Source organism: Saccharothrix algeriensis, assembly GCF_016907655.1.
Lineage (GTDB): Bacteria > Actinomycetota > Actinomycetes > Mycobacteriales > Pseudonocardiaceae > Actinosynnema > Actinosynnema algeriense.
This window is the reverse complement of sequence record NZ_JAFBCL010000001.1, coordinates 2,599,683-2,617,808: the sequence shown is the minus strand read 5'-3', so window position 1 is coordinate 2,617,808 and position 18,126 is coordinate 2,599,683. Positions and strand designations below refer to the sequence as shown.

Here is an 18,126-nt window from a genome sequence, read left to right as displayed (position 1 = left end):
AGGGCGCCCGACCGCGCCGTGACCGGGAGGACACCCGATGACCGACCGCACCGCACTGCACGCCGCCGCCCGCGGCGGGGACGCCGACGCGATGGTCGAGCTGGCCCTGCTGCTGGAGGGTGGCATCACCGGCGACGAGGAGGACGGCGACCCGCACGCGGAGGTCGAGCGCTGGCTCGGGCAGGCGGCCCGTGCCGGCAACCTGCGCGGCGTGGCGGAGCTGGGCGCGTTCCTGTGGCACGTGCGGCAGGACGAGCAGGCGGCGCTGCCGTGGCTCACGAGGGCCGCGGACGGGGGTGACGCGGGGGCGATGGCCGTGCTGGGCGACGTCCACGACTTCCTCGGTGACACCGACCTCGCCCGGCGCTGGTACGGCGCGGCGGCGGCGCTGGGCGACGCGGGCGCGGCGGCGAACCTGGCCGCCCTGAACCGGCTGATCAACTGACTGAACAGGACAGTCCGAACAGGACCGGGTGGCGCGCGCCGGGGACCGGCGCGCGCCACCCGCCTCGACTCGCGCGCCTCAGCGGTTCGACGCGGACTGCACGAACGCGGCGAGGTCCTTCGACTGCTGCACCCGCGAAGGCTCGTGCACGTACATCATGTGCCCGGCGGGGTAGTAGGCCGACTCGATGTTGTCGTGCAGCTCGGCCGGGATCCGCAGGTGCGCCACCACGTGCTCGGCCGCGTAGTACGGCGTCGCGCCGTCGTAGTGGCCGTACGCGATGTGCACCTTCAGGTCCGGGTTGGCGCGCATCGCCGCCGAGAGCTTGTTCGCCACGGTGACGTGCGTCCCCTCGAACTCCTTGTAGGACCAGGGGTGCACGGACCGGGTCAGGATCTCGTAGGGCAGGTCGTTCTCGTACTCCAGCTCCACCCGCAGGTAGTGGTTCAGCGCGGCGGTGTACGGCCCCATGATGGCCGAGTACGACGGGTCCTCGCTGAACAGCTCGCGGCCGTAGTCGACGTCCGCGCCGGTGAACCGGGAGTCCAGCCGGCCGACCACCTTGCGCTGCGACCGCAGCACCTCGGTGAAGAACCGGACGTGCTCCACCCGCAGGTCGACCCGGTCGACGTAGTCCTCCGACAGCCCGGTCAGCGCCGCGTACCGGGACACCGCCGAAGCGCGCTCCTCGGCGGTCAGCCGGTGGCCGCGCGCCAGCGCCCACGGGTAGTCGCGGGACGCGAACTCCTCGGCCTCGGCGAGCACGTCCTCCAGCGGCCGGTCGCCGTGCAGGCCGTGGTAGTGCGCGATCGCCGCGTACGTGGGCAGGAACAGCGCGTGCGGCAGGTCGTTGCCCTCGCTGAAGTCCAGGGTCGCGAAGTCCAGCACCGACGAGATGAGCATCAGCCCGTTGAGGTACATGCCGTAGCGGACCTGGAGGTGCTCGGCCAGCGCCGCCGCGCGGGTCGTGCCGTAGGACTCGCCGGCGAGGAACTTCGGCGACAGCCACCGGCCGTTGCGCGAGGTCCACAGGCGGATCACCTCGCCGACCGACTCCAGGTCGCCCTGGAACCCGTGGAACTCGCCCGGCTTCCCGCCCTTGACCGCCCGGGAGAACCCGGTCGAGACCGGGTCGATGAACACCAGGTCGCTGTGCGCGAGCAGCGTCTCCGGGTTGTCCACCAGGTCGTACGGCGGCGGCGCCAGCTCGCCCACGTCGCCGGACACCACCCGGCGCGGCCCGAGCAGCCCCAGGTGCAGCCACACGCTCGACGAGCCGGGGCCGCCGTTGAACGCGAAGGTCACCGGCCGCTTGGCCGCGTCCGCGCCGTCGAGGGTGTAGGCGGTGAGGAACACCTCGGCCTTGGCCAGGTGGCCGTCGAACTTGCCGTCGGTCAGCACCTCCTTGCGCAGCACCACCCGACCGGTGGTCGTCGTGTAGTTCAGCTTGCGCCGCTTGACGGTGATGCCGTGCTGGGTGGTGACGAGGTCGTCGGTGGGGGTTTCCCGGACGTCGGTGTCGGGAACCTTGTCTTCCCCGGTGTCCTTGTCGGTCATGGTCGGAACTCTACGTTCGGGGTGGGGAGGGCATGCGCTCGCTGGAGGAGTTGGACTCCCGGGTCGTGGACTGCCGGGCCTGCCCGCGGCTGGTGGCGTGGCGCGAGGAGGTGGCGCGGGTCAAGCGGGCGGCCTTCGCCGACCAGACCTACTGGGCCCGCCCGGTGCCCGGTTTCGGGCCGGCCGACGCCCGGCTGGCCCTGGTCGGGCTGGCGCCCGCCGCGCACGGCGGGAACCGCACCGGCCGCATGTTCACCGGGGACCCGTCGGGTGACTTCCTGTACGCCGCGCTGCACGCGGTGGGCCTGGCGTCGCAGCCGACGTCGGTGCGCGCGGGCGACGGCCTGGAGCTGCACGGCACGCGGATCACCGCACCGGTCAAGTGCGCGCCGCCGGAGAACAAGCCGACCGCGCGGGAGCGGGACACCTGCCGGCCGTGGCTGGTCGGCGAGCTGGAGCTGCTGCGCCCGACCCTGCGCGCGGTCGTGGTGCTGGGCGGTTTCGGCTGGCAGGCGCTGCTGCCGGTGCTCGCGGCGGGCTGGGAGGTGCCCCGGCCCGCGCCGAAGTTCGGCCACGGCGCGTCGGTCGAGCTGCCCGCCCTGGACGGCGGCGCGCCGCTGACCGTCTTCGGCGCCTACCACGTCAGCCCGCACAACACCTACACCGGCCGCCTGACGCCCGACATGCTCCAGGACGTCCTGCGCCGGGCCGCCCGGACCGCCGGGCTGCCCGTGCCCTGACCTCCCCCGGGGGTTCGGGCCACCGCGCCCCGACCGCCCGGCTTCCGGCAAATCAGGGGCGCGGGAGGGGAGCAACGGGCATCCTTGCCGCATGAGACCCCGGCTCGCGCTCGCACTGCTGGTGGGGATCGCGCTGGTCGTGGTCGCCGTCGCGGCGAACGGGGCGTCGCCGGTGCCCTACGAGTCGCGCGACCCCGCGGACGAGACGACCCCGACGGCGGTCGCGACGACCGCCGCGGTGGCCGAACCGGGGATCGGCCCGTCGCCCGCCGGCGGGTTCCTGGTCGTGCTGCTGGCCGTGCTCGGCGTCGTGGCCCTGGTCCTGTTCGCCACCCTGCTCGTCTCGGCCCTGCGCTGGACGCGCAGGCGCCCGCGCGGCGTCGGCCCGGTGGCCGCGGCGGCCGACCCGGGCGACCTCACCGCGCCCGGCGAGCTGGTGCGGGGCGCGCGCCAGGCGCTGGCGGGGCTGCGGGACCGCACCGGCGGACCGCCCCGGGACGCCGTGGTCCTCGCGTGGCTGCGGCTGGAGCAGGCGGCGGCCGAGAGCGGCGCGGCCCGCGAGCCGCACGAGACGCCCACCGAGTTCACCGGCGCCCTGCTCGCCCGCCACCACGTCGACGGGGCCGCGACCGCCGGGCTGCGGCAGGTCTACCAGCGGGCCCGGTTCGGCGTCGCCGAGGTCACCGACGAGGACGCCCGCGCGGCGCAGGACGCCCTCCAGCGGATCGTGCACGACCTGACGCGCGTCCGGGAGGCGCGGTGACGACCGGGCCGGACGAGGGGATCAAGCCCCTCGTGGGCGTGGGCGGCGCGATCGGCGTCGGCGCGGTCGCGGCCGTCGCCACGACCTTCACCGCCTACCGGGCGGGCGCGCCGGTCCACTGGGCGGCGCTGGTCGCGCTGCCGGTGGTCGCGCTGGCCGTGCTCGTCGCCCGCCTGCCGCGCGCCACCGACGTCCTGTGGGTCACCCCGCCCGCGACCTTCTCCACGGTCACGACCGCCCAGGCGAGCACCCTCGCGGGGCGGCTCGCCGAGGCCGCCGTCGACCACGACCGCTTCACCCTGCGCGTCCAGCCCCGGCTGCGCCGGCTGGTCGACGCCCGGCTGCGCCAGCGGCACGGCGTGCCCGACGCGGACGACCCGCGCGCCGCCGAGCTGCTGGGCCCCGAACTGCACCGCCTGGTCACCGACCCGGCGGCGACCCTGCCCGAACCGCGCGTGCTCGCCGAGCTGTTGGAGAACCTGTGACGTCTGCGAACCTCATCGGCGCCGAGGCCAGGACCGTGCTGGACGCCGTCGGCGCGGTCGTCGTCGGCAGGCAGCGGTCGCTGCGGCTGGCGCTGGCGGCGATCCTGGCCGGCGGCCACGTGCTGCTGGAGGACGTGCCCGGCCTGGGCAAGACGCTGATGGCCCGCTCGCTGGCGCAGGCGCTGCGGCTGGACTTCAAGCGCCTGCAGTGCACGCCCGACCTGCTGCCGGCCGACGTCACCGGCTCGTTCATCTACGACCCGGGCGAGCGCGAGTTCACCTTCCGCGCGGGCCCGGTGTTCACCGGCCTGCTGCTGGCCGACGAGGTCAACCGGACGCCGCCCAAGACGCAGTCCGCGCTGCTGGAGGCCATGCAGGAGCGGCAGGTCACGGTGGAGGGCCGCACGTTCCCGCTGCCCCGGCCGTTCCACGTGCTGGCCACCGCCAACCCCGTGGAGTACGAGGGCACCTACCCGCTGCCCGAGGCGCAGCTCGACCGGTTCCTGCTGCGGGTGGACATCGGCTACCCGCCCGCCGAGGAGGAGGTCGAGGTGCTGCGGCGCAGGCTCGCGCGCCGGCAGGAGGAGACCGAGGTCGAGGCGGTGCTGGGCGCCGACCGGCTGGCCGCGCTCCAGCGGGGCGTGGAGCAGGTCGCCGTGGACGACGTCCTGCGGTACTGCGTCGACCTCGCCGCGTCGACGCGCTCGCACCAGGCCGTGGAGGTCGGCGCGTCACCGCGCGGCGCGCAGGCCCTGGTGCTGGTCGGGCGGGCCCTGGCGGTGCTGGACGGGCGGGACTTCGTGCTGCCCGAGGACGTCAAGGAGTGCGCGGTGCCGGCACTGGCGCACCGGCTCACGCTGCGCCCGGAGACCTGGACGTCCGGCACGACCGGCGTGGAGGTCGTGACCGAGCTGCTGGGCCGGGTGCCGGGCCCGGCCGCCGCCCGGTCGTGAACCGGGGGCAGCGCATCCGCGACGCGCTGACCGGCGGCCGGGGCGCGCACTGGCACCCGACGGACGCCCTGGTGCGCGGCGTGGTGCTGGGCGTGGGCCTGGTCGTGGCCGGCGGCCTGTTCCACCGGGTGGAGCTGGTGCTGTTCGGCGCGCCCCTGCTGGTCTCGACGCTGGTCGCCCTGGTGACCACCGTCGGCGGCCGGCCGGACGTGCGGGTGCGCGGCCTGCCCCGCACCGGCGAGGTCGGCGTGGCGGGGTCCGTCGTGGACGTCGACCCGGGGGTGGGCGCGGAGGTCCTGGCGATCCGGCTGCCCGTCGGGCGGCCGGGGGCGGGACCGGTGCACCTGCTGCCCGCGTCGGTGCGGTCGGTGGCGGTCGAGCTGCGCCGCGACGCGTGGGGCGAGGGCGTCGACCTGCGCCCGGACCACCTCGTCGCGGGCCCGGACGGGCTGCTCGTGCACGGGCCGGTGTCCGCGCCCGAGCGGGGCCGCGTGATCCTGCCCCCGGTGCACCAGCTGCCCTCCGGCCTGCTGCCCGCGCGGGCCAGGGGGCTGGTGGGCGCGCACCGGGCGCAGCGGCCGGGCGACTCGGTGGAGCTGCGCGACATCCGGGCGTTCCAGCCGGGCGACCGGTTGCGCCGGGTCGACTGGCGGGTCTCGCTGCGGGCGGGGTCGCTGCACGTCCGGGAGCACCACGCCGAGGCCGACGCGGACGTGGTGCTGGCCCTGGACACCCGCTTCGACGTGGGCCGCGAGGTCGGCGACTGGGCGGTGGCCGACCGGGGCACGGTGCGCCCCGGCGGCAGCCTCGACCTGGCGGTGCGCGCGGCGGCGTCGCTGGGCGCCGGGTACCTGCGGCAGGGCGACCGGGTGAGCCTGGTCCACCTGGGGCGCCCGCTGCTGGGCCTGCGCGCGGGCACCGGGCGGCGGCAGCTGCTGCGGCTGCGCAACCAGCTGGTGGCGTGCGCGCGGTCGGCGGGGTGGGCGCACAAGCCCGTGCTGCGGCCGGAGCAGGTGCCGCAGGGCGCGCTGGTGGTGGTGCTGTCGCCGTTCCTGGACGCCGAGGTCGTGGAGCAGGCGGTGCACGCCGCGCGGAGGGGAAACGTGGTGCTGGCGGTCGACGTGCTGCCCGAGGGCCTGCGGCCGGACCGGGAGGCGCCGTGGGGCGCCGCGGCGCTGCGGGTGCTGGAGCTGGAGCACGAGGTGCGGGTGGAGGCGATGCGGCGGCACGGGGTGGCGGTCGTGCGGTGGGACGCGAAGGCCGCGGCGATCGCCGGCGTGCTGCGCGAGGCGGCCAAGCCGGGGCGGCGCCGGTGACCGCCCCGCTCGCGCACCGCGCCCCGGCGACCCGCTCCGGGTCGTCGGCGACCCGCGACGAGCCCACCGCCGACCGGGGCGCGACGAGCGGGAGCGGGGTGGACCGGTGACGGCTGTCCGGTTGCGGGGCGGGGTGCCCGGGTGGGTGTTGCGGGCCGCGGTCGGGGTCGTCGGCCTGGCCGTCGCCGCCGTCCTCTACGCCGAAGGGGTGAGCTTCACCCCGTTGGCGCTGTACGTGGCGCTGGTCGGCATCACGGTCGCCATCCCGGCGTCGGCCGCGGTCCTGCTCCTCATCGGCTACCCGGCCGTGGCGATGGCGGTGCAGGGCGGCGCGCCGGTGCGGCCCGGCGTCCTGGTGCTCGTCGCGCTGCTGCACCTCCTGCACCTGCTGTGCGCTTACGCTGCGCTCATCCCGACCCACGCGCGCGTTCACCTGGACGCGCTACGCGCGCCGGCGCTCCGGTTCCTGCTGGTGCAAGCCGGGGTACTCCTCCTGGCGGTGCTGGTGCTCCTCCTGCCGGGCGGCCGAACGGACGCGGTGGTCGAGGTGCTCGGCGTCGCGGGCGCGGTCGGGCTGGTGGCCGGGGCGGTGGCGCTGCTGCGCCGGCGGGGCTGAGGAAAGGGGCCGGAAAACTCAGCTCCGGCTGAGCATCTGGATCGTTCCTCTCAGCAGTTTCGTCCACTACCGCACTTTCGGCCCTGGTCAGGGCGCTGCGTGTCCCTCATCACCCGGCGACCGTGGTCACAACGGGGCCTGCGAAGCCGTCGGAAACGCGGGTCCGGTGCGACCATAGGCGTATGGCTGCTGTGAAGTCGCAACCCACACGGATCGTGATTGTCGGCGGTGGGTACGTCGGCATGTACACCGCGCTGGGATTGCAGAAGAAGCTGCGTTCCGGTGAGGCGTCGGTCACGGTCATCGACCCGCAGCCCCACATGACCTACCAGCCGTTCCTCCCCGAGGCGGCGGCCGGCTCCATCGAACCGCGCCACGTCGTCGTGCCGCTGCGCCGGGTCCTCAAGCGCTGCCACGTCGTCACCGGCCGCGCGACGAAGATCGAGCACGCCCGCAAGGCCGTCACGGTCGAGCTGGCCGACGGCCACGTCGCGGAGTACGAGTACGACGTGCTCGTGTCGGCCCTGGGCGCGATCTCGCGCACCCTGCCGATCCCCGGCCTGCCCGAGGTCGGCATCGGCATGAAGACCATCGGCGAGGCCATCTACCTGCGCAACCACGTGCTGTCGCGGCTCGACCAGGCGGCCAGCACCGACGACCCGGAGCTGCGCAGGCGGCTGCTGAGCTTCGTCGTCATCGGCGGCGGCTTCGCGGGCATCGAGACGCTGGCCGAGCTGGAGGACATGACGCGCTACGCGCTGCGCTACTACGAGGGCCTCAAGCAGGAGGACGTGAACTGGGTGCTGGTCGAGGCCACCGGCCGGATCATGCCCGAGGTCAGCGCCCGGCTCGGCGTCTACACGGTCGAGCAGCTGGAGAAGCGCGGCATCAAGTGCTACCTCGACACGCGGGTCAAGTCGATGGAGGGCGGCCACGTCGTCCTGGACGACGGCACCGAGTTCGACTCGGACACCATCATCTGGACGGCCGGCATGAAGGCCAACCCGATGCTGCGCAACACCGACCTCCCGCTGGACGCGCGCGGCCGGGTGCAGTGCACCGCCGCCATGCAGGTCGTCGGCCTGCCGGGCGTGTGGGCGGCGGGCGACTGCTCCGCCGTGCCGGACCTCTCGCGCACCGAGGACGACCCGACGGCGACCTGCGTGCCCAACGCCCAGCACGCGATCCGGCAGTCGAAGCTGCTGGCCAAGAACATCGTGGCCGCGCTGCGCGGGCGCAAGCCGAAGGACTACTACCACAAGTACCTGGGCTCGGTGGCCGGCCTGGGCCTCTACAAGGGCGTGGCCGACGTGTTCGGCCTGCGGTTCAAGGGCGTCGTCGCCTGGTTCATGCACCGCAGCTACCACGTGATGTTCATGCCCACGGTCAACCGCAAGTTCCGCGTGTTCGTGGACTGGACGCAGGCGCTGTTCTCGGGCCGGGAGATCGTCGCGCTCGGTCAGATCCACGACCCCAAGGCCGAGTTCGACCGCGCGACCAAGAGCTGAACGGGGCCCGCCCGCTGCGCCGACCGGTCGCCGCGGGCGGGCACGCGCAAGCACCCGTCTGGCTCAGCGCCGTAACTTGAGCCCCCAATGGGAGTAATGGGCAGCGAGTCACCTTGACATTGCGTAACGTGAACCCGAGACTACTGCTGGTGCGCCACCAAAAGTGTGACGCGCCAGTGGGGAGAGAGGTGACCGCGATGTCGCTTGAGGAGCTGGCCGCACAGCTTCGCCGCGGTGAGATCGAGGACCGTGCCCTGGCGGAGTACGCCGCCGAGTACGCCACCGCCGGAAAGATTTTCCGAAGCAAGAAAGACGACTGAGCATGACCGCTCCCGGGTGGGGGAACGAGTTGGTTCCCCCACCCGAGGCCGTCCGGCCCGTCCGGCCCACCCCGCTGCTGCTGCAAGGCCAGGACTACGTCTTCCGGTCACCGGCCAGGAACCTGGACTTCCAGGAGCAGGTGCACCGCCTCGGGATGGTCGACGAGGGCGACGGCGGTCCCGTGCCCTGCGTGCTGGTGCTCGCCCGCGCCGCCGACATGGAGATGAACGCGCTCTCGGTCGCCCTGGCCGAGCGCGGCATCCGGATGGCCCGCATCGACGCCGACCGCTGCGTCGAGCTGCCCCTCACCGTCTACACCGAAGCGCCCCTGCTGGAGCTGGACCGCTGGCTGCTGCGCCCGCTGCTGGTGTGGCGCAGGCACTTCGAGCTGGCCGCGCTCCAGGTCGAGCCGGGCACCCTGGCCGCCGCCTACGCCGTGGACCAGTGGGGCTCGGTCGCCAACTGGCTGACCACCCGGGCCGACTGGGCGCACGTCAACCCCGCCCGGTCCAGCTCCCACCTGGACCGGCTCACGCAGCTGTCCGACGCGTCCGCGTTCGGGCTGCGCGTCCCGCGCACCGCCGTCACCACCCGACCGGGCCGCACCAGGCCGGGCGGGGCGCGGTGCATCGTCAAGACCACCGGTCGGCACCTGCTGGAGCCGCGCCCGGGGACGCAGCACGGCCTGTTCCCCCGCCCGCTGGAGACCAGCCGCTCGGGTGACGTCCCGGAGCCCGCGCCGGTCATCGTCCAGGAGTACGTCCCGTCGGACACCGAGCTGAGGGTGTTCGTGGTGGGCGACCGGGTGCTGTCCTACCAGGTCGACAAGCTCGACCCGGCGCAGCTGTGGGTGGACCCGGAGGCCGTCCGGGTCACCCCGGTGGAGGCGCCGGCCGGGCTGACGGACCGGCTGCTCGCCTTAGCGCGGCACTGGCGGTTGCAGGTCGCGGCGTTCGACCTGCTCGTCGCGGGCGGCGACCACGTGTTCCTCGAGGTCAACGTCAACTGCGACTGGCGATGGTTCGAGCACCGGGCCCGGGACGAGCGGGTGTCCGACGCCGTGCACGAGTGGGTGGCGGCGCGTTTCGAGGAGCTTCTCCGTGCGGGTAAAGGTCGCTGAGCACGCGACGTTGTACTACCAGGGCGGCGCGGTGGTGTGGGACGACTACCTCCACCACCGGCAGTTCGCGATCAGCGAGACGGCCGAGCTGCTGTGCCGCAAGTTCACCGAGTTCACCGACGTGGACGCGCTGCTCGCGCCCCTCGGCGAGGCCGACCGGGCCGCGCTGCGCGGGGTGCTGGACGAGCTGCTCGACGCCGGCGTGCTGCTGGTGGAGGGGTCGCCGCAGCACGAGGCGGAGCGCCGGGTGCTCGCGGGCTGGGGCGCGTGGGGCGCGTCGGCGCGGCACTTCCACTTCGCCACCCGCACCCTGGCCGACGCGCCGTACCAGCGCGCCGACGAGCACGACGCCCTGCTGGACGAGAAGCTGGCGCAGGAGCCGCCGCCCCCGCCGTTCCGCGCGCTCGGCGGCCCGGCCGTGCCGCTCCCGCCGCTGCCGCGGGACCCGGCCTGGGGCTCGCGCGGCCTGCTGGACGTGCTGCTGTCCCGCCGCACGACCCGGGAGTTCGGGCCGGGGCGGGTGGACCTGGGGCAGGTGGGCGAGCTGCTCGGCGTGCTGGGCGGCCCGTCGCCGGCCCGGCCGCGGGTCGGGCGCACCGGCACGGTGTTCAAGACCAGCCCGTCGGGCGGCGGGCGGCACCCGGTGGAGATCTACGCGCACGCGCGCGGCGTCGACGGGCTGCCCGACGGCTGGCACCACTACGACGGGCTCGCGCACGCGCTGGAGCCGCTGGGCGTGGCGTGGTCGCCCGCGCAGCTGGTGGAGGCGGCGGGCGGCCAGGACTGGGTCGGCCCGGCGCCGCTGGTCCTCGCGTACACCGCCGTCCTCGACCGGACCAGGTGGCGTTACGACACGTCACGGGCTTATCGGGTCGTGCAAATGGACGTCGGCCACCTGTCGCAAACCGCATATCTGGTGGCTACCGCTCAGGGTTTCGGTATCGGCTTCACCGCAGCATTGCGGGATGAACTCCTCGAAGTCGCTCTCGGCTGTGACGCTTATCACGAAGTCGTACTCGGGTTGAGCGTGCTGGGTCCATTACCTCAATGAGCGCAATAGCGGATCGCATTGAGCCGTGCGGGGGACTTGTGCCGAACCGGCCCCACGAACGCTCGGTAACGGCTTAGGCTCCACGCTGCCCCCGTAGCCCAATCGGTAGAGGCAGGCTCCTTAAAAGAGTCACAGTACGGGTTCGAATCCCGTCGGGGGCACGGCACCGCGACCTTCGTCGTCACTCGCCGGTCGAGTGATCACGAACGGGCGGTGGAGTTAGCCAACACTGGCTACTTGTGATGGCTATTCACATTTCAGCGGTTCCAGCTGTCAATGCCCTGAAAGAGCGTTTGTCGGCGCTCGGGCACGTCGCCGGCGCCGGCCCCGTCCGGGCCCCTGGAACGCGCGCTGAGCCGCCGGCGGCGGGGTCCGGGGTGCCCCCGGACCCCGCCGGCCCGGCGTCACGCCCGAGCGGCCACCCAGTCCCGCACGACCCCGTCCAGCACGGCCAGCGGCAGCGGCCCGCCGCCGAGCACCAGGTCGTGGAACGCCCGGATGTCGAACCGGTCGCCCAGCGCGCGCTCCGCCTCCGCCCGCACCCGCTGGATCTCCAGCCGCCCCACCATGTACGCCAGGGCCTGCCCCGGCGCGGCGATGTAGCGGTCGACCTCGGACTCGACCTCCACCAGCGCCAGCGGCGTGTTGTCCCGCAGGTAGCCGATCGCCCGGTCGCGGCTCCAGCCGTGCGCGTGCAGCCCGGTGTCGACCACCAGCCGCCCGGCGCGCAGCGAGTCCATGGCCAGCATCCCCAGCCGCGCCACGTCGTCGGAGTACAGGCCCATCTCGTCGGCCAGCCGCTCGCAGTACAGGCCCCAGCCCTCCAGGTACCCGGTGACGGTGGCGACCCGGCGCAGCGCCGGCAGCCCGGTCAGCCCCTGCGCCAGCGCGATCTGGAAGTGGTGCCCCGGCACGGCCTCGTGGAAGGCGATCGCCTCGGCCTGGTACCGGAAGCGCTCCCGCGCGCGGTGGGTGTTGGCGTAGTAGGTGCCCGGCCGCGTCCCGTCCATCGACGGCGGCGCGTAGAAGGCCAGCGGCGCGCCGGGCGCGTCCACGGCGGGCACCGGCTCCACCCCGCACCGCTTGTCCGGCACCGCGCCGAACCAGCGCGGCGCGGCCTCCTCGGCGCGCGCCACGGCCTCGCGCGCGGTGGCCAGCAGCTCGTCCGCGGACTCCCAGCGCAGCGCCGGGTCGGTGCGCAGCCGGTCGAGGACCTCGGCGGTGTCCCGCGTGCCGAACACCCGCCCGCCCAGCTCGGCGTACTCCTCGGCGAGCGCGGCCACCACCTCCAGCCCGGTCCGGTGCAGCTCCTCCGGCGTCCGGTCCGTGGTGGTCTGCGCGCGCGCCAGGCCCGCGTAGGCGGTGTCGCCGCCGGGCAGCCAGCACAGCCCCGCCCGGTCCGCCGGCCGCCCGTCGAGCCCGGCGACGACCTCCCGGTAGGCGGCGAACGCCGGCCGCACGCCCTCGGCGATCAGCCGGTCCCGCTCGGCGGTGAACGCCGCGCCGCCGGCCGGCCGGGCGAACGGGTCCTCCTCGGCGGCCAGGTACCGGTCCAGGTGGGCGACGCACGCCGCCACCAGGTGCCGCACCGGCGTGCGGCCCGCCGCCGAGCCGGCGACCTGCCGCTCGCCGACCGCGCGCAGGAACTCCGGGACGCCGGCCAGCCGCGCCAGGTAGTCGCGCTCCTGCTCCTCGGTGGCGGGCGCCGTCATCGGCAGGATCGCGAGCAGTTCGCCCGCCGGTGTGAAGAAGGAATCGGTGACGGTGTACTCCACCGATCGGGCGGCCAGCAGGTCCACGGTCGATTCGGCCTGCTGGACGATCACCGCGCGGGTCACCGGATCGTCGTCGTCGGGCAGTTCCCGGGCGCGCTCGGCGATCCGGCGGGCGGCGGCGCCCGCGGATTCCTCGGCTTCCAGCCGGTGGTCGGGCAGCAGGTGGTCGTAACCGGGCAGGCCCCACGTGGTCGCGCCCAGCGGCGAGAGCCGGGACATCAGGTCGAGCAGTTCTTCCGCGAGCGCGGCCGTCGTGGTCATCCGGGACCCCCGTGCGTCGGTGGGAAAGGAACGGTACTTAGCCTAAATAACGATTACAGGCGGTCCAAATAGGCCAGCACCGCCAGCACCCGCCGGTTGTCGTCCTCCGACAACGGCAGGCCCAGCTTGCCGAAGATGTTCGCGGTGTGTTTGCCGACGGCTTTCTCGGTGACGAACAGCCGGGCGGCGATCGCCCCGTTCGACCGCCCCTCCGCCATCAGGGCCAGCACCTCGCGCTCGCGCGGCGTCAGCGTGGCCAGGGGCCGGTCGCGCCCGCTGCGCGCGAGCAGCTGGGTGATGACCTCCGGGTCCATGGCGGTGCCGCCGGCAGCCACCCGCCGGATGGCGTCGACGAACTGCTTCACGTCCGAGACCCGGTCCTTGAGCAGGTAGCCCACGCCACCTGCCCGGTCGGACAGCAGCTCGCGCGCGTAGAGCTGCTCGACGTACTGGGAGAGCACCAGCACCGGCAGCCCCGGCACCCGCTTGCGCGCCTCGATCGCGGCCCGCAGCCCCTCGTCGGTGAACGTCGGCGGCAGCCGCACGTCCACCACGGCCACGTCGGGCCGGTGGTCGACCATGGCCTTGAGCAGCGCCGGGCCGGTGTCGACCGCCTCCACGACCTCGAAGCCGTAGGCCCGGAGCAGCCGGATCAGGCCGTCCCGGAGGAGGACGAGGTCTTCACCCAGCACGACGCGCACGGCAGCTCCACGGTGACGGACGGGCCCGGCCCTCGGGCCCCGCGGCACCGAGTCTGCCCGCGCCGACCGGGTGGTGGTGCGCGTTCGGCCGAATCCCGGCGGCCCGCGCGGGACCGCCCGCGCCGGGACGGCCGGTGCGGTGCTCGGCGGTCCCGGTGGCCGGGGCGGGTGTCCGACCACCGTCCGGGTCCCGGCGCGGGACCCGGTGGTGGCCGGGGTGGTGGTCGCGGTCCGGGGCCGCGCTCGCGGGCGCGGCGGTGCGCGCCGGGGCGGGGTCAGGCGGTGGCCTCGACCGGCAACAGCGCGCAGGGCAGCTCCATGGTCACGATCGTCGGCCCGCCCACCGGGCTGGCGATGCCCAGCGTCCCGTCGAACGCGCCGAGCCTGCGCTCGATCCCGCGCAGCCCGCCGCCCTCGGTCGGCTCCGCGCCGCCGCGCCCGTTGTCGCCGATCATCAGCGCGAGCCTGCCGCGCTCGTGCCGCACCCGCACCCACGCGCTGGTCGCGCCGCTGTGCTTGGCCACGTTCGCCAGCGTCTCGGCCACCGCGAAGTACGCCGCCGACTCGACCGGCGCCTCCGGCCGCCCGGCCAGCTCCAGGTCCACCTCCACCGGCAGCGGGCCGGCCAGCGCCAGCGCCCGCAGCGCGCCGTCCAGGCCGCGGTCGGCCAGCACCGGCGGGTGGATGCCGCGCACCAGGTCGCGCAGCTCGGACAGCGCCTGCGACGAGGTCTGCCGCGCCTCGGCCAGCAGCTCGCGCACCGCGCCCGGGTCGCGGGCCAGCAGCTCCTCCGCCATGCCCAGGCTCATGCCCAGCGCCACCAGCCGGGCCTGCGCGCCGTCGTGCAGGTCGCGCTCGATCCGGCGCAGCTCGGCGGCCTGCGCGTCGACCGTGTCGGCCCGCGAGTCGGCCAGCTCCCGCACCCGGTCGGTCAGCGCGGCGCGGGCGCCGGTCGCCAGCAGCCACCGCACGAACAGCGCGTGCGCCCGCACGACCCGGGGCGTGGCCCACCACGCGAGCAGCAGGTACAGCAGGCCCAGCAGCGGCGAGAGCACGAAGTTGCCCGGCGTGCCCGAGCCGATGCCGCTGAAGTCCGCGCCGTCCGCGCCCAGCGCCCACAGCAGCGGCATGGCGAACCCCAGGGCGCCGCCCAGCCACAGCGCTGCCGGCAGCACGCCGCACAGCACGCCCACGACCGCGTTCAGCGGCAGGAAACCCAGGTCCCGCCAGGTGGCCGGGTCGGTGGCGACGGTGCGGACCCGCGTCATCGGCCCCCGGTTGGCCGGCTTGCGGTAGGGCGGCTCGATCACCTCGCCCAGCACCCGGCCCGCCCACCACCGGTGCACGGCCAGGTAGCGGCGGGTGAGCGCGGTGGTCAGCAGCAGCAGCGGCACGCCGACCGTCACCAGCACCAGCGGGTAGGTGTAGAGCTGGAGCGGGATCAGGGGCAGGCCGAGCACGCACAGCGGCACCCGCGCCAAGGCCAGCGCCGCGGTCCTGAGCCGGGTTCCCGCGCCGCGCACGAGGTCGTGGTCCGTCATGCGGGTGATTCTTCCGGGCAGCCCCACCGGGAGCAGTGGGCCTAACCCCCCGATCAGACGTCGAGGCAGGCCCCGTCCGGCAGCACCTCCACGCCCGCCTCCCGGAGCTCGGCGTGCTCCGCGGATGCCGGGTCGAGCACCGGGTTGGTGTTGTTCAGGTGCGTGTAGACCCTCCGCACGCGCGGGTGGCGGCGCAGCTCGGGCAGGCTCCGGGTGATCGGCAGGTGGCCCATCGCGGACTGCCCGCCGCCCCGGCCGGTGGCCGCGCCCATCTCGGCCGGCGCGTGGAACGTGCCGTCCAGCAGCACCACGTCCGCCTCCGCGACCAGGTCGTCGAACCCCGGCGGCCAGTCGGCCAGGCAGGGCGCGTACAGCACGATCCCGCCGGTCCGGGGGTCGAACAGCCGGTAGGCCACCACCCAGTGGCCCTCCACCGGCGACCCGGCCGCGTAGCGGGGCCGCTTGCCGCTGATCGGGAACGCGGTCACCACCAGCCCGCCGGCCAGCGGGAACGCCTGCTCCGGCTCGACCTGCCGCCACGTCCACTCGGCGTAGCGGTCCAGCGCCGCCCGCGTCCCGGCCAGGGCGTGCAGGACGGTCGCGGGCGCGTGCACCCGCAGGCCCGGCGCGCCGCGCAGCGTCAGCAGCCCGAGCGCGTGGTCCACCTCGGCGTCGGTGAGCAGCACCCCGCGCACCGGGGTGTCCCGCGGGCCCGGTCCGGGCGCCAGCTCCGGCGTGGTGGTGATCTGGGCCCGGATGTCGGGGGAGGCGTTGAGCAGCCACCAGTTCGCGCCGTCGCCGCTGACCGCCAGGCAGTCCTGGGTGCGCGCGGGCAGCTCGCCGGCCCGCGCCTTCGCGCACGGCCCGCACGCGCAGTCCCACTGCGGCACGCCGCCGCCGGCGGCCGTCCCGAGCAGCACGACCCTCACGGCTCCGCCCTCCGCTGCACCAGCGGCGGGGGCGCCCCCTCGGCCGCCAGGAGGGCGTCGACCCGCCCGCGCTCGGGGGACAGCGAGCACACCGGGTCGGTGTTGGCCGCGTCGCCGGTCAGCTGGAACGCCTGGCAGCGGCACCCGCCGAAGTCCAGCTCCTTGCGGGCGCACGAGCGGCAGGGCTCGCGCATCCAGTCGAACCCCCGGAACGCGTTGAACGAGCGGGAGTCGTACCAGATGTCGCGCAGCGGGCGGTCGCGCGCGTTCTCGACGGGCAGGTGCTCGATCACCGTCGCGGCCGGGCACGGCAGCACGTCGCCGTTCGGCGCGACGGTCAGCTGCCGCGCGCCCCAGCCGTGCATGCAGGGCTTGGGGTGCGCCTCGTGGTAGTCCGCGATCACGTAGACGATCTCCATGGCCGTCCGGGACCGGGCCCGCTCCACGACCAGGCCCGCCCGCCGCAGCTGCTCGCGCGAGGGCAGCAGCGCGGCCCGGTTGCGCAGCGCCCAGCCGTAGTACTGGGTGTTGGCCAGCTCCAGCCGGTCCGCGCCCATCCGCTCGGCGAGCGCGATGATGTCGCCCACGTGGTCGAGGTTCAGCCGGTGCAGCACCGCGTTGACCGTCAGCGGCAGCCCGGCGTCGCGGACCGCCCGCGCCGCGGCGAGCTTGTGCCCGAACGACTTCACGCCGGCGATCAGGTCGGCGCCGGCGCGCTGCGCGTCCTGCACCGACAGCTGCACGTGGTCGACGCCCCGGTCCCGCAGGTCGGCCAGCCGCTCGGCGGTCAGCCCCAGCCCGCTGGTCACCAGGTTCACGTACGCGCCGAGCCCGCTCGCGTGCGCCACCAGCTCGGGCAGGTCCCGGCGCGCCAGCGGCTCGCCGCCCGACAGGTGGAACTGGAGCACGCCCAGCGCGCGGGCCTGGTCGAACACCGAGCGCCACTGCCCGGTACCCAGCTCGGCGTCGCGCCGGACGAGTTCCAGCGGGTTCGAGCAGTACCCGCACCGCAGCGGGCACCGGTGGGTCAGCTCGGCCAGCAGCCCGAACGGCGGCTCAACCATCGGTCTCGACCACCCCGCGCGCCGCGAGCCGCGCCACCAGGCCGGCCACGTCCCGCGCCGGCACGCCGTCGAACCGCTCGCCCAGCCGCGCGGTGATGGCGGCGACGGTCGTCCGCCCGTCGCACAGCCCGACGATCGCCGCGGCGGTCTCGTTGAGCACCAGCACGCCCTCCGGGAACAGCACCACGTGGCTGCGCCGGGTCTCGTCGTAGGTCGTCTTCACGCCCCGGGCGAGGCGGGGTGTGGCAGCCAGGTCGGTCATGATCGCCCCGAGTGGTAGTCGACGGCGTCGAGGATCGCCCGCAGCACGTCGCATTTGAACGCCAGTGCGGCCACCGCCGCCTCCTGCTGCTCGCGCGTGGCGCAGTTGCGCACCACCAGGTCCAAAGTGGACCGACCTTCGCCCTCGACCACCCGCAGCCGGGTGGTGAAGTAGGCGAACCCCTCCTCGGCGATCCACGGGTACCGCGCGCGCATGGCCGCCAACCGCCGGGTCATCAGGCCGCGCGAGAACATCTCGGTGAGCCCGGACGCGACGGCCTCGACCCAGGGCCTGGCGCGGGCGAAGTTCACGTACGCGTCCACCGCGAACCTGGTGCCGGGCAGCACGTGCCGCTCGTCGAGCACCTCCTCGCGGGTCAGCCCGAGGGCTTCGGCCATCCGCAACCAGTTCTCCGCGCCGCCCTCGCCCGCGCGCCGCCCGTCGTGCCAGACGATCCGCTCCAGCCACTGCCGCCGCACGTCGGGATCGGGGCAGTTGGCCAGGATCGCGGCGTCCTTGCGCGGGATGCTGCGCTGGTAGTACCACCGGTTCGCCGCCCACAGCTGGAGCTCGTCCTTGGCCAGCTCGCCCGCGTGCAGCCGGAGGTGGAACGGGTGGCCGTCCCAGTAGCGGGCGGACAGCGCCCGCAGCCGCGCGGTGAACTCCGCGTCGGTCAACGGCTCGGACATGCAGCGCCTCCCTGGGTCGCGCGCGATCC

At 74.8% G+C, this 18,126-nt stretch carries 19 protein-coding genes and 1 tRNA gene; 12 read left to right on the top strand and 8 right to left on the bottom strand.

Annotation, left to right across the window (positions count from 1 at the left end; translation table 11 throughout):
• Positions 1–37: 37 nt before the first annotated feature.
• Positions 38–445, top strand: a complete 408-nt coding sequence (locus JOE68_RS11730; protein ID WP_204842392.1) for an SEL1-like repeat protein — start codon at positions 38–40, stop codon at positions 443–445.
• Between the two features lie 78 nt (positions 446–523).
• On the opposite strand, the gene JOE68_RS11725 is transcribed toward JOE68_RS11730, so the two are convergent.
• On the bottom strand, positions 524–2,002 hold the full coding sequence (locus JOE68_RS11725; RefSeq protein WP_204842391.1) for a S10 family peptidase: 1,479 nt from the start codon (positions 2,000–2,002) through the stop codon (positions 524–526).
• 32 nt (positions 2,003–2,034) lie between these two features.
• Here JOE68_RS11725 and JOE68_RS11720 point away from each other — a divergent pair, with 32 nt between their 5' ends.
• From JOE68_RS11720 to JOE68_RS11675, 11 genes are all read left to right on the top strand, one after another.
• Entirely contained in the window at positions 2,035–2,742 is a 708-nt protein-coding gene (locus tag JOE68_RS11720) for a uracil-DNA glycosylase (RefSeq protein WP_204842390.1), read from the top strand.
• Positions 2,743–2,833: 91 nt separating this feature from the next.
• Positions 2,834–3,505, top strand: coding sequence for a DUF4129 domain-containing protein (locus tag JOE68_RS11715; RefSeq protein ID WP_204842389.1), 672 nt, complete (start codon positions 2,834–2,836; stop codon positions 3,503–3,505).
• Complete coding sequence (locus tag JOE68_RS11710) at positions 3,502–3,990, top strand: hypothetical protein (RefSeq protein WP_239562214.1); 489 nt, start codon at positions 3,502–3,504, stop codon at positions 3,988–3,990. The genes JOE68_RS11715 and JOE68_RS11710 overlap by 4 nt, the downstream gene beginning before the upstream one ends.
• The gene (locus JOE68_RS11705) at positions 3,987–4,943 is read left to right on the top strand and encodes an AAA family ATPase (RefSeq protein WP_204842388.1); all 957 of its coding nucleotides are present in this window, start codon (positions 3,987–3,989) and stop codon (positions 4,941–4,943) included. Before JOE68_RS11710 ends, JOE68_RS11705 begins: the two co-directional genes overlap by 4 nt.
• Positions 4,940–6,259, top strand: coding sequence for a DUF58 domain-containing protein (locus JOE68_RS11700; protein WP_204842387.1), 1,320 nt, complete (start codon positions 4,940–4,942; stop codon positions 6,257–6,259). The genes JOE68_RS11705 and JOE68_RS11700 overlap by 4 nt, the downstream gene beginning before the upstream one ends.
• Before the next feature lie 106 nt (positions 6,260–6,365).
• Positions 6,366–6,875, top strand: a complete 510-nt coding sequence (locus JOE68_RS11695; protein WP_204842386.1) for a hypothetical protein — start codon at positions 6,366–6,368, stop codon at positions 6,873–6,875.
• Between the two features lie 182 nt (positions 6,876–7,057).
• A complete protein-coding gene (locus JOE68_RS11690) occupies positions 7,058–8,383 on the top strand; it encodes an NAD(P)/FAD-dependent oxidoreductase (protein ID WP_204842385.1) in 1,326 nt (441 codons plus the stop codon).
• Positions 8,384–8,580: 197 nt separating this feature from the next.
• On the top strand, positions 8,581–8,703 hold the full coding sequence (locus tag JOE68_RS31785) for a hypothetical protein (RefSeq protein ID WP_275584719.1): 123 nt from the start codon (positions 8,581–8,583) through the stop codon (positions 8,701–8,703).
• A 2-nt stretch (positions 8,704–8,705) separates the two neighbouring features.
• Complete coding sequence (locus JOE68_RS11685) at positions 8,706–9,824, top strand: ATP-grasp domain-containing protein (RefSeq protein WP_204842384.1); 1,119 nt, start codon at positions 8,706–8,708, stop codon at positions 9,822–9,824.
• Complete coding sequence (locus JOE68_RS11680) at positions 9,805–10,875, top strand: SagB family peptide dehydrogenase (RefSeq protein WP_204842383.1); 1,071 nt, start codon at positions 9,805–9,807, stop codon at positions 10,873–10,875. Before JOE68_RS11685 ends, JOE68_RS11680 begins: the two co-directional genes overlap by 20 nt.
• Before the next feature lie 87 nt (positions 10,876–10,962).
• Positions 10,963–11,036, top strand: a tRNA-Leu gene (locus JOE68_RS11675).
• Between the two features lie 243 nt (positions 11,037–11,279).
• Here JOE68_RS11675 and JOE68_RS11670 read toward each other — a convergent pair.
• The 7 genes from JOE68_RS11670 to pqqC all read right to left on the bottom strand — a co-directional run bounded on the left by JOE68_RS11670 (position 11,280) and on the right by pqqC (position 18,097).
• The gene (locus JOE68_RS11670; RefSeq protein WP_204842382.1) at positions 11,280–12,911 is read right to left on the bottom strand and encodes a DUF885 domain-containing protein; all 1,632 of its coding nucleotides are present in this window, start codon (positions 12,909–12,911) and stop codon (positions 11,280–11,282) included.
• Between the two features lie 53 nt (positions 12,912–12,964).
• Positions 12,965–13,612, bottom strand: coding sequence for a LuxR C-terminal-related transcriptional regulator (locus JOE68_RS11665; protein WP_204842381.1), 648 nt, complete (start codon positions 13,610–13,612; stop codon positions 12,965–12,967).
• 275 nt (positions 13,613–13,887) lie between these two features.
• Positions 13,888–15,153 carry a sensor histidine kinase gene (locus tag JOE68_RS11660; protein ID WP_204842380.1) on the bottom strand — a complete coding sequence of 422 codons (1,266 nt, stop codon included), beginning with the start codon at positions 15,151–15,153 and terminating at the stop codon, positions 13,888–13,890.
• Between the two features lie 53 nt (positions 15,154–15,206).
• Positions 15,207–16,082 (bottom strand): pyrroloquinoline quinone biosynthesis protein PqqB, encoded by an 876-nt coding sequence (gene pqqB, locus JOE68_RS11655; protein WP_204842379.1) that lies wholly within the window; start codon positions 16,080–16,082, stop codon positions 15,207–15,209.
• Positions 16,079–17,146, bottom strand: coding sequence for a pyrroloquinoline quinone biosynthesis protein PqqE (gene pqqE, locus JOE68_RS11650; RefSeq protein WP_204842378.1), 1,068 nt, complete (start codon positions 17,144–17,146; stop codon positions 16,079–16,081). Before pqqE ends, pqqB begins: the two co-directional genes overlap by 4 nt.
• Positions 17,139–17,408, bottom strand: coding sequence for a pyrroloquinoline quinone biosynthesis peptide chaperone PqqD (pqqD, locus tag JOE68_RS11645; RefSeq protein WP_204842377.1), 270 nt, complete (start codon positions 17,406–17,408; stop codon positions 17,139–17,141). Before pqqD ends, pqqE begins: the two co-directional genes overlap by 8 nt.
• A complete protein-coding gene (gene pqqC, locus JOE68_RS11640; protein WP_204842376.1) occupies positions 17,405–18,097 on the bottom strand; it encodes a pyrroloquinoline-quinone synthase PqqC in 693 nt (230 codons plus the stop codon). The genes pqqD and pqqC overlap by 4 nt, the downstream gene beginning before the upstream one ends.
• Positions 18,098–18,126: the final 29 nt, after the last annotated feature.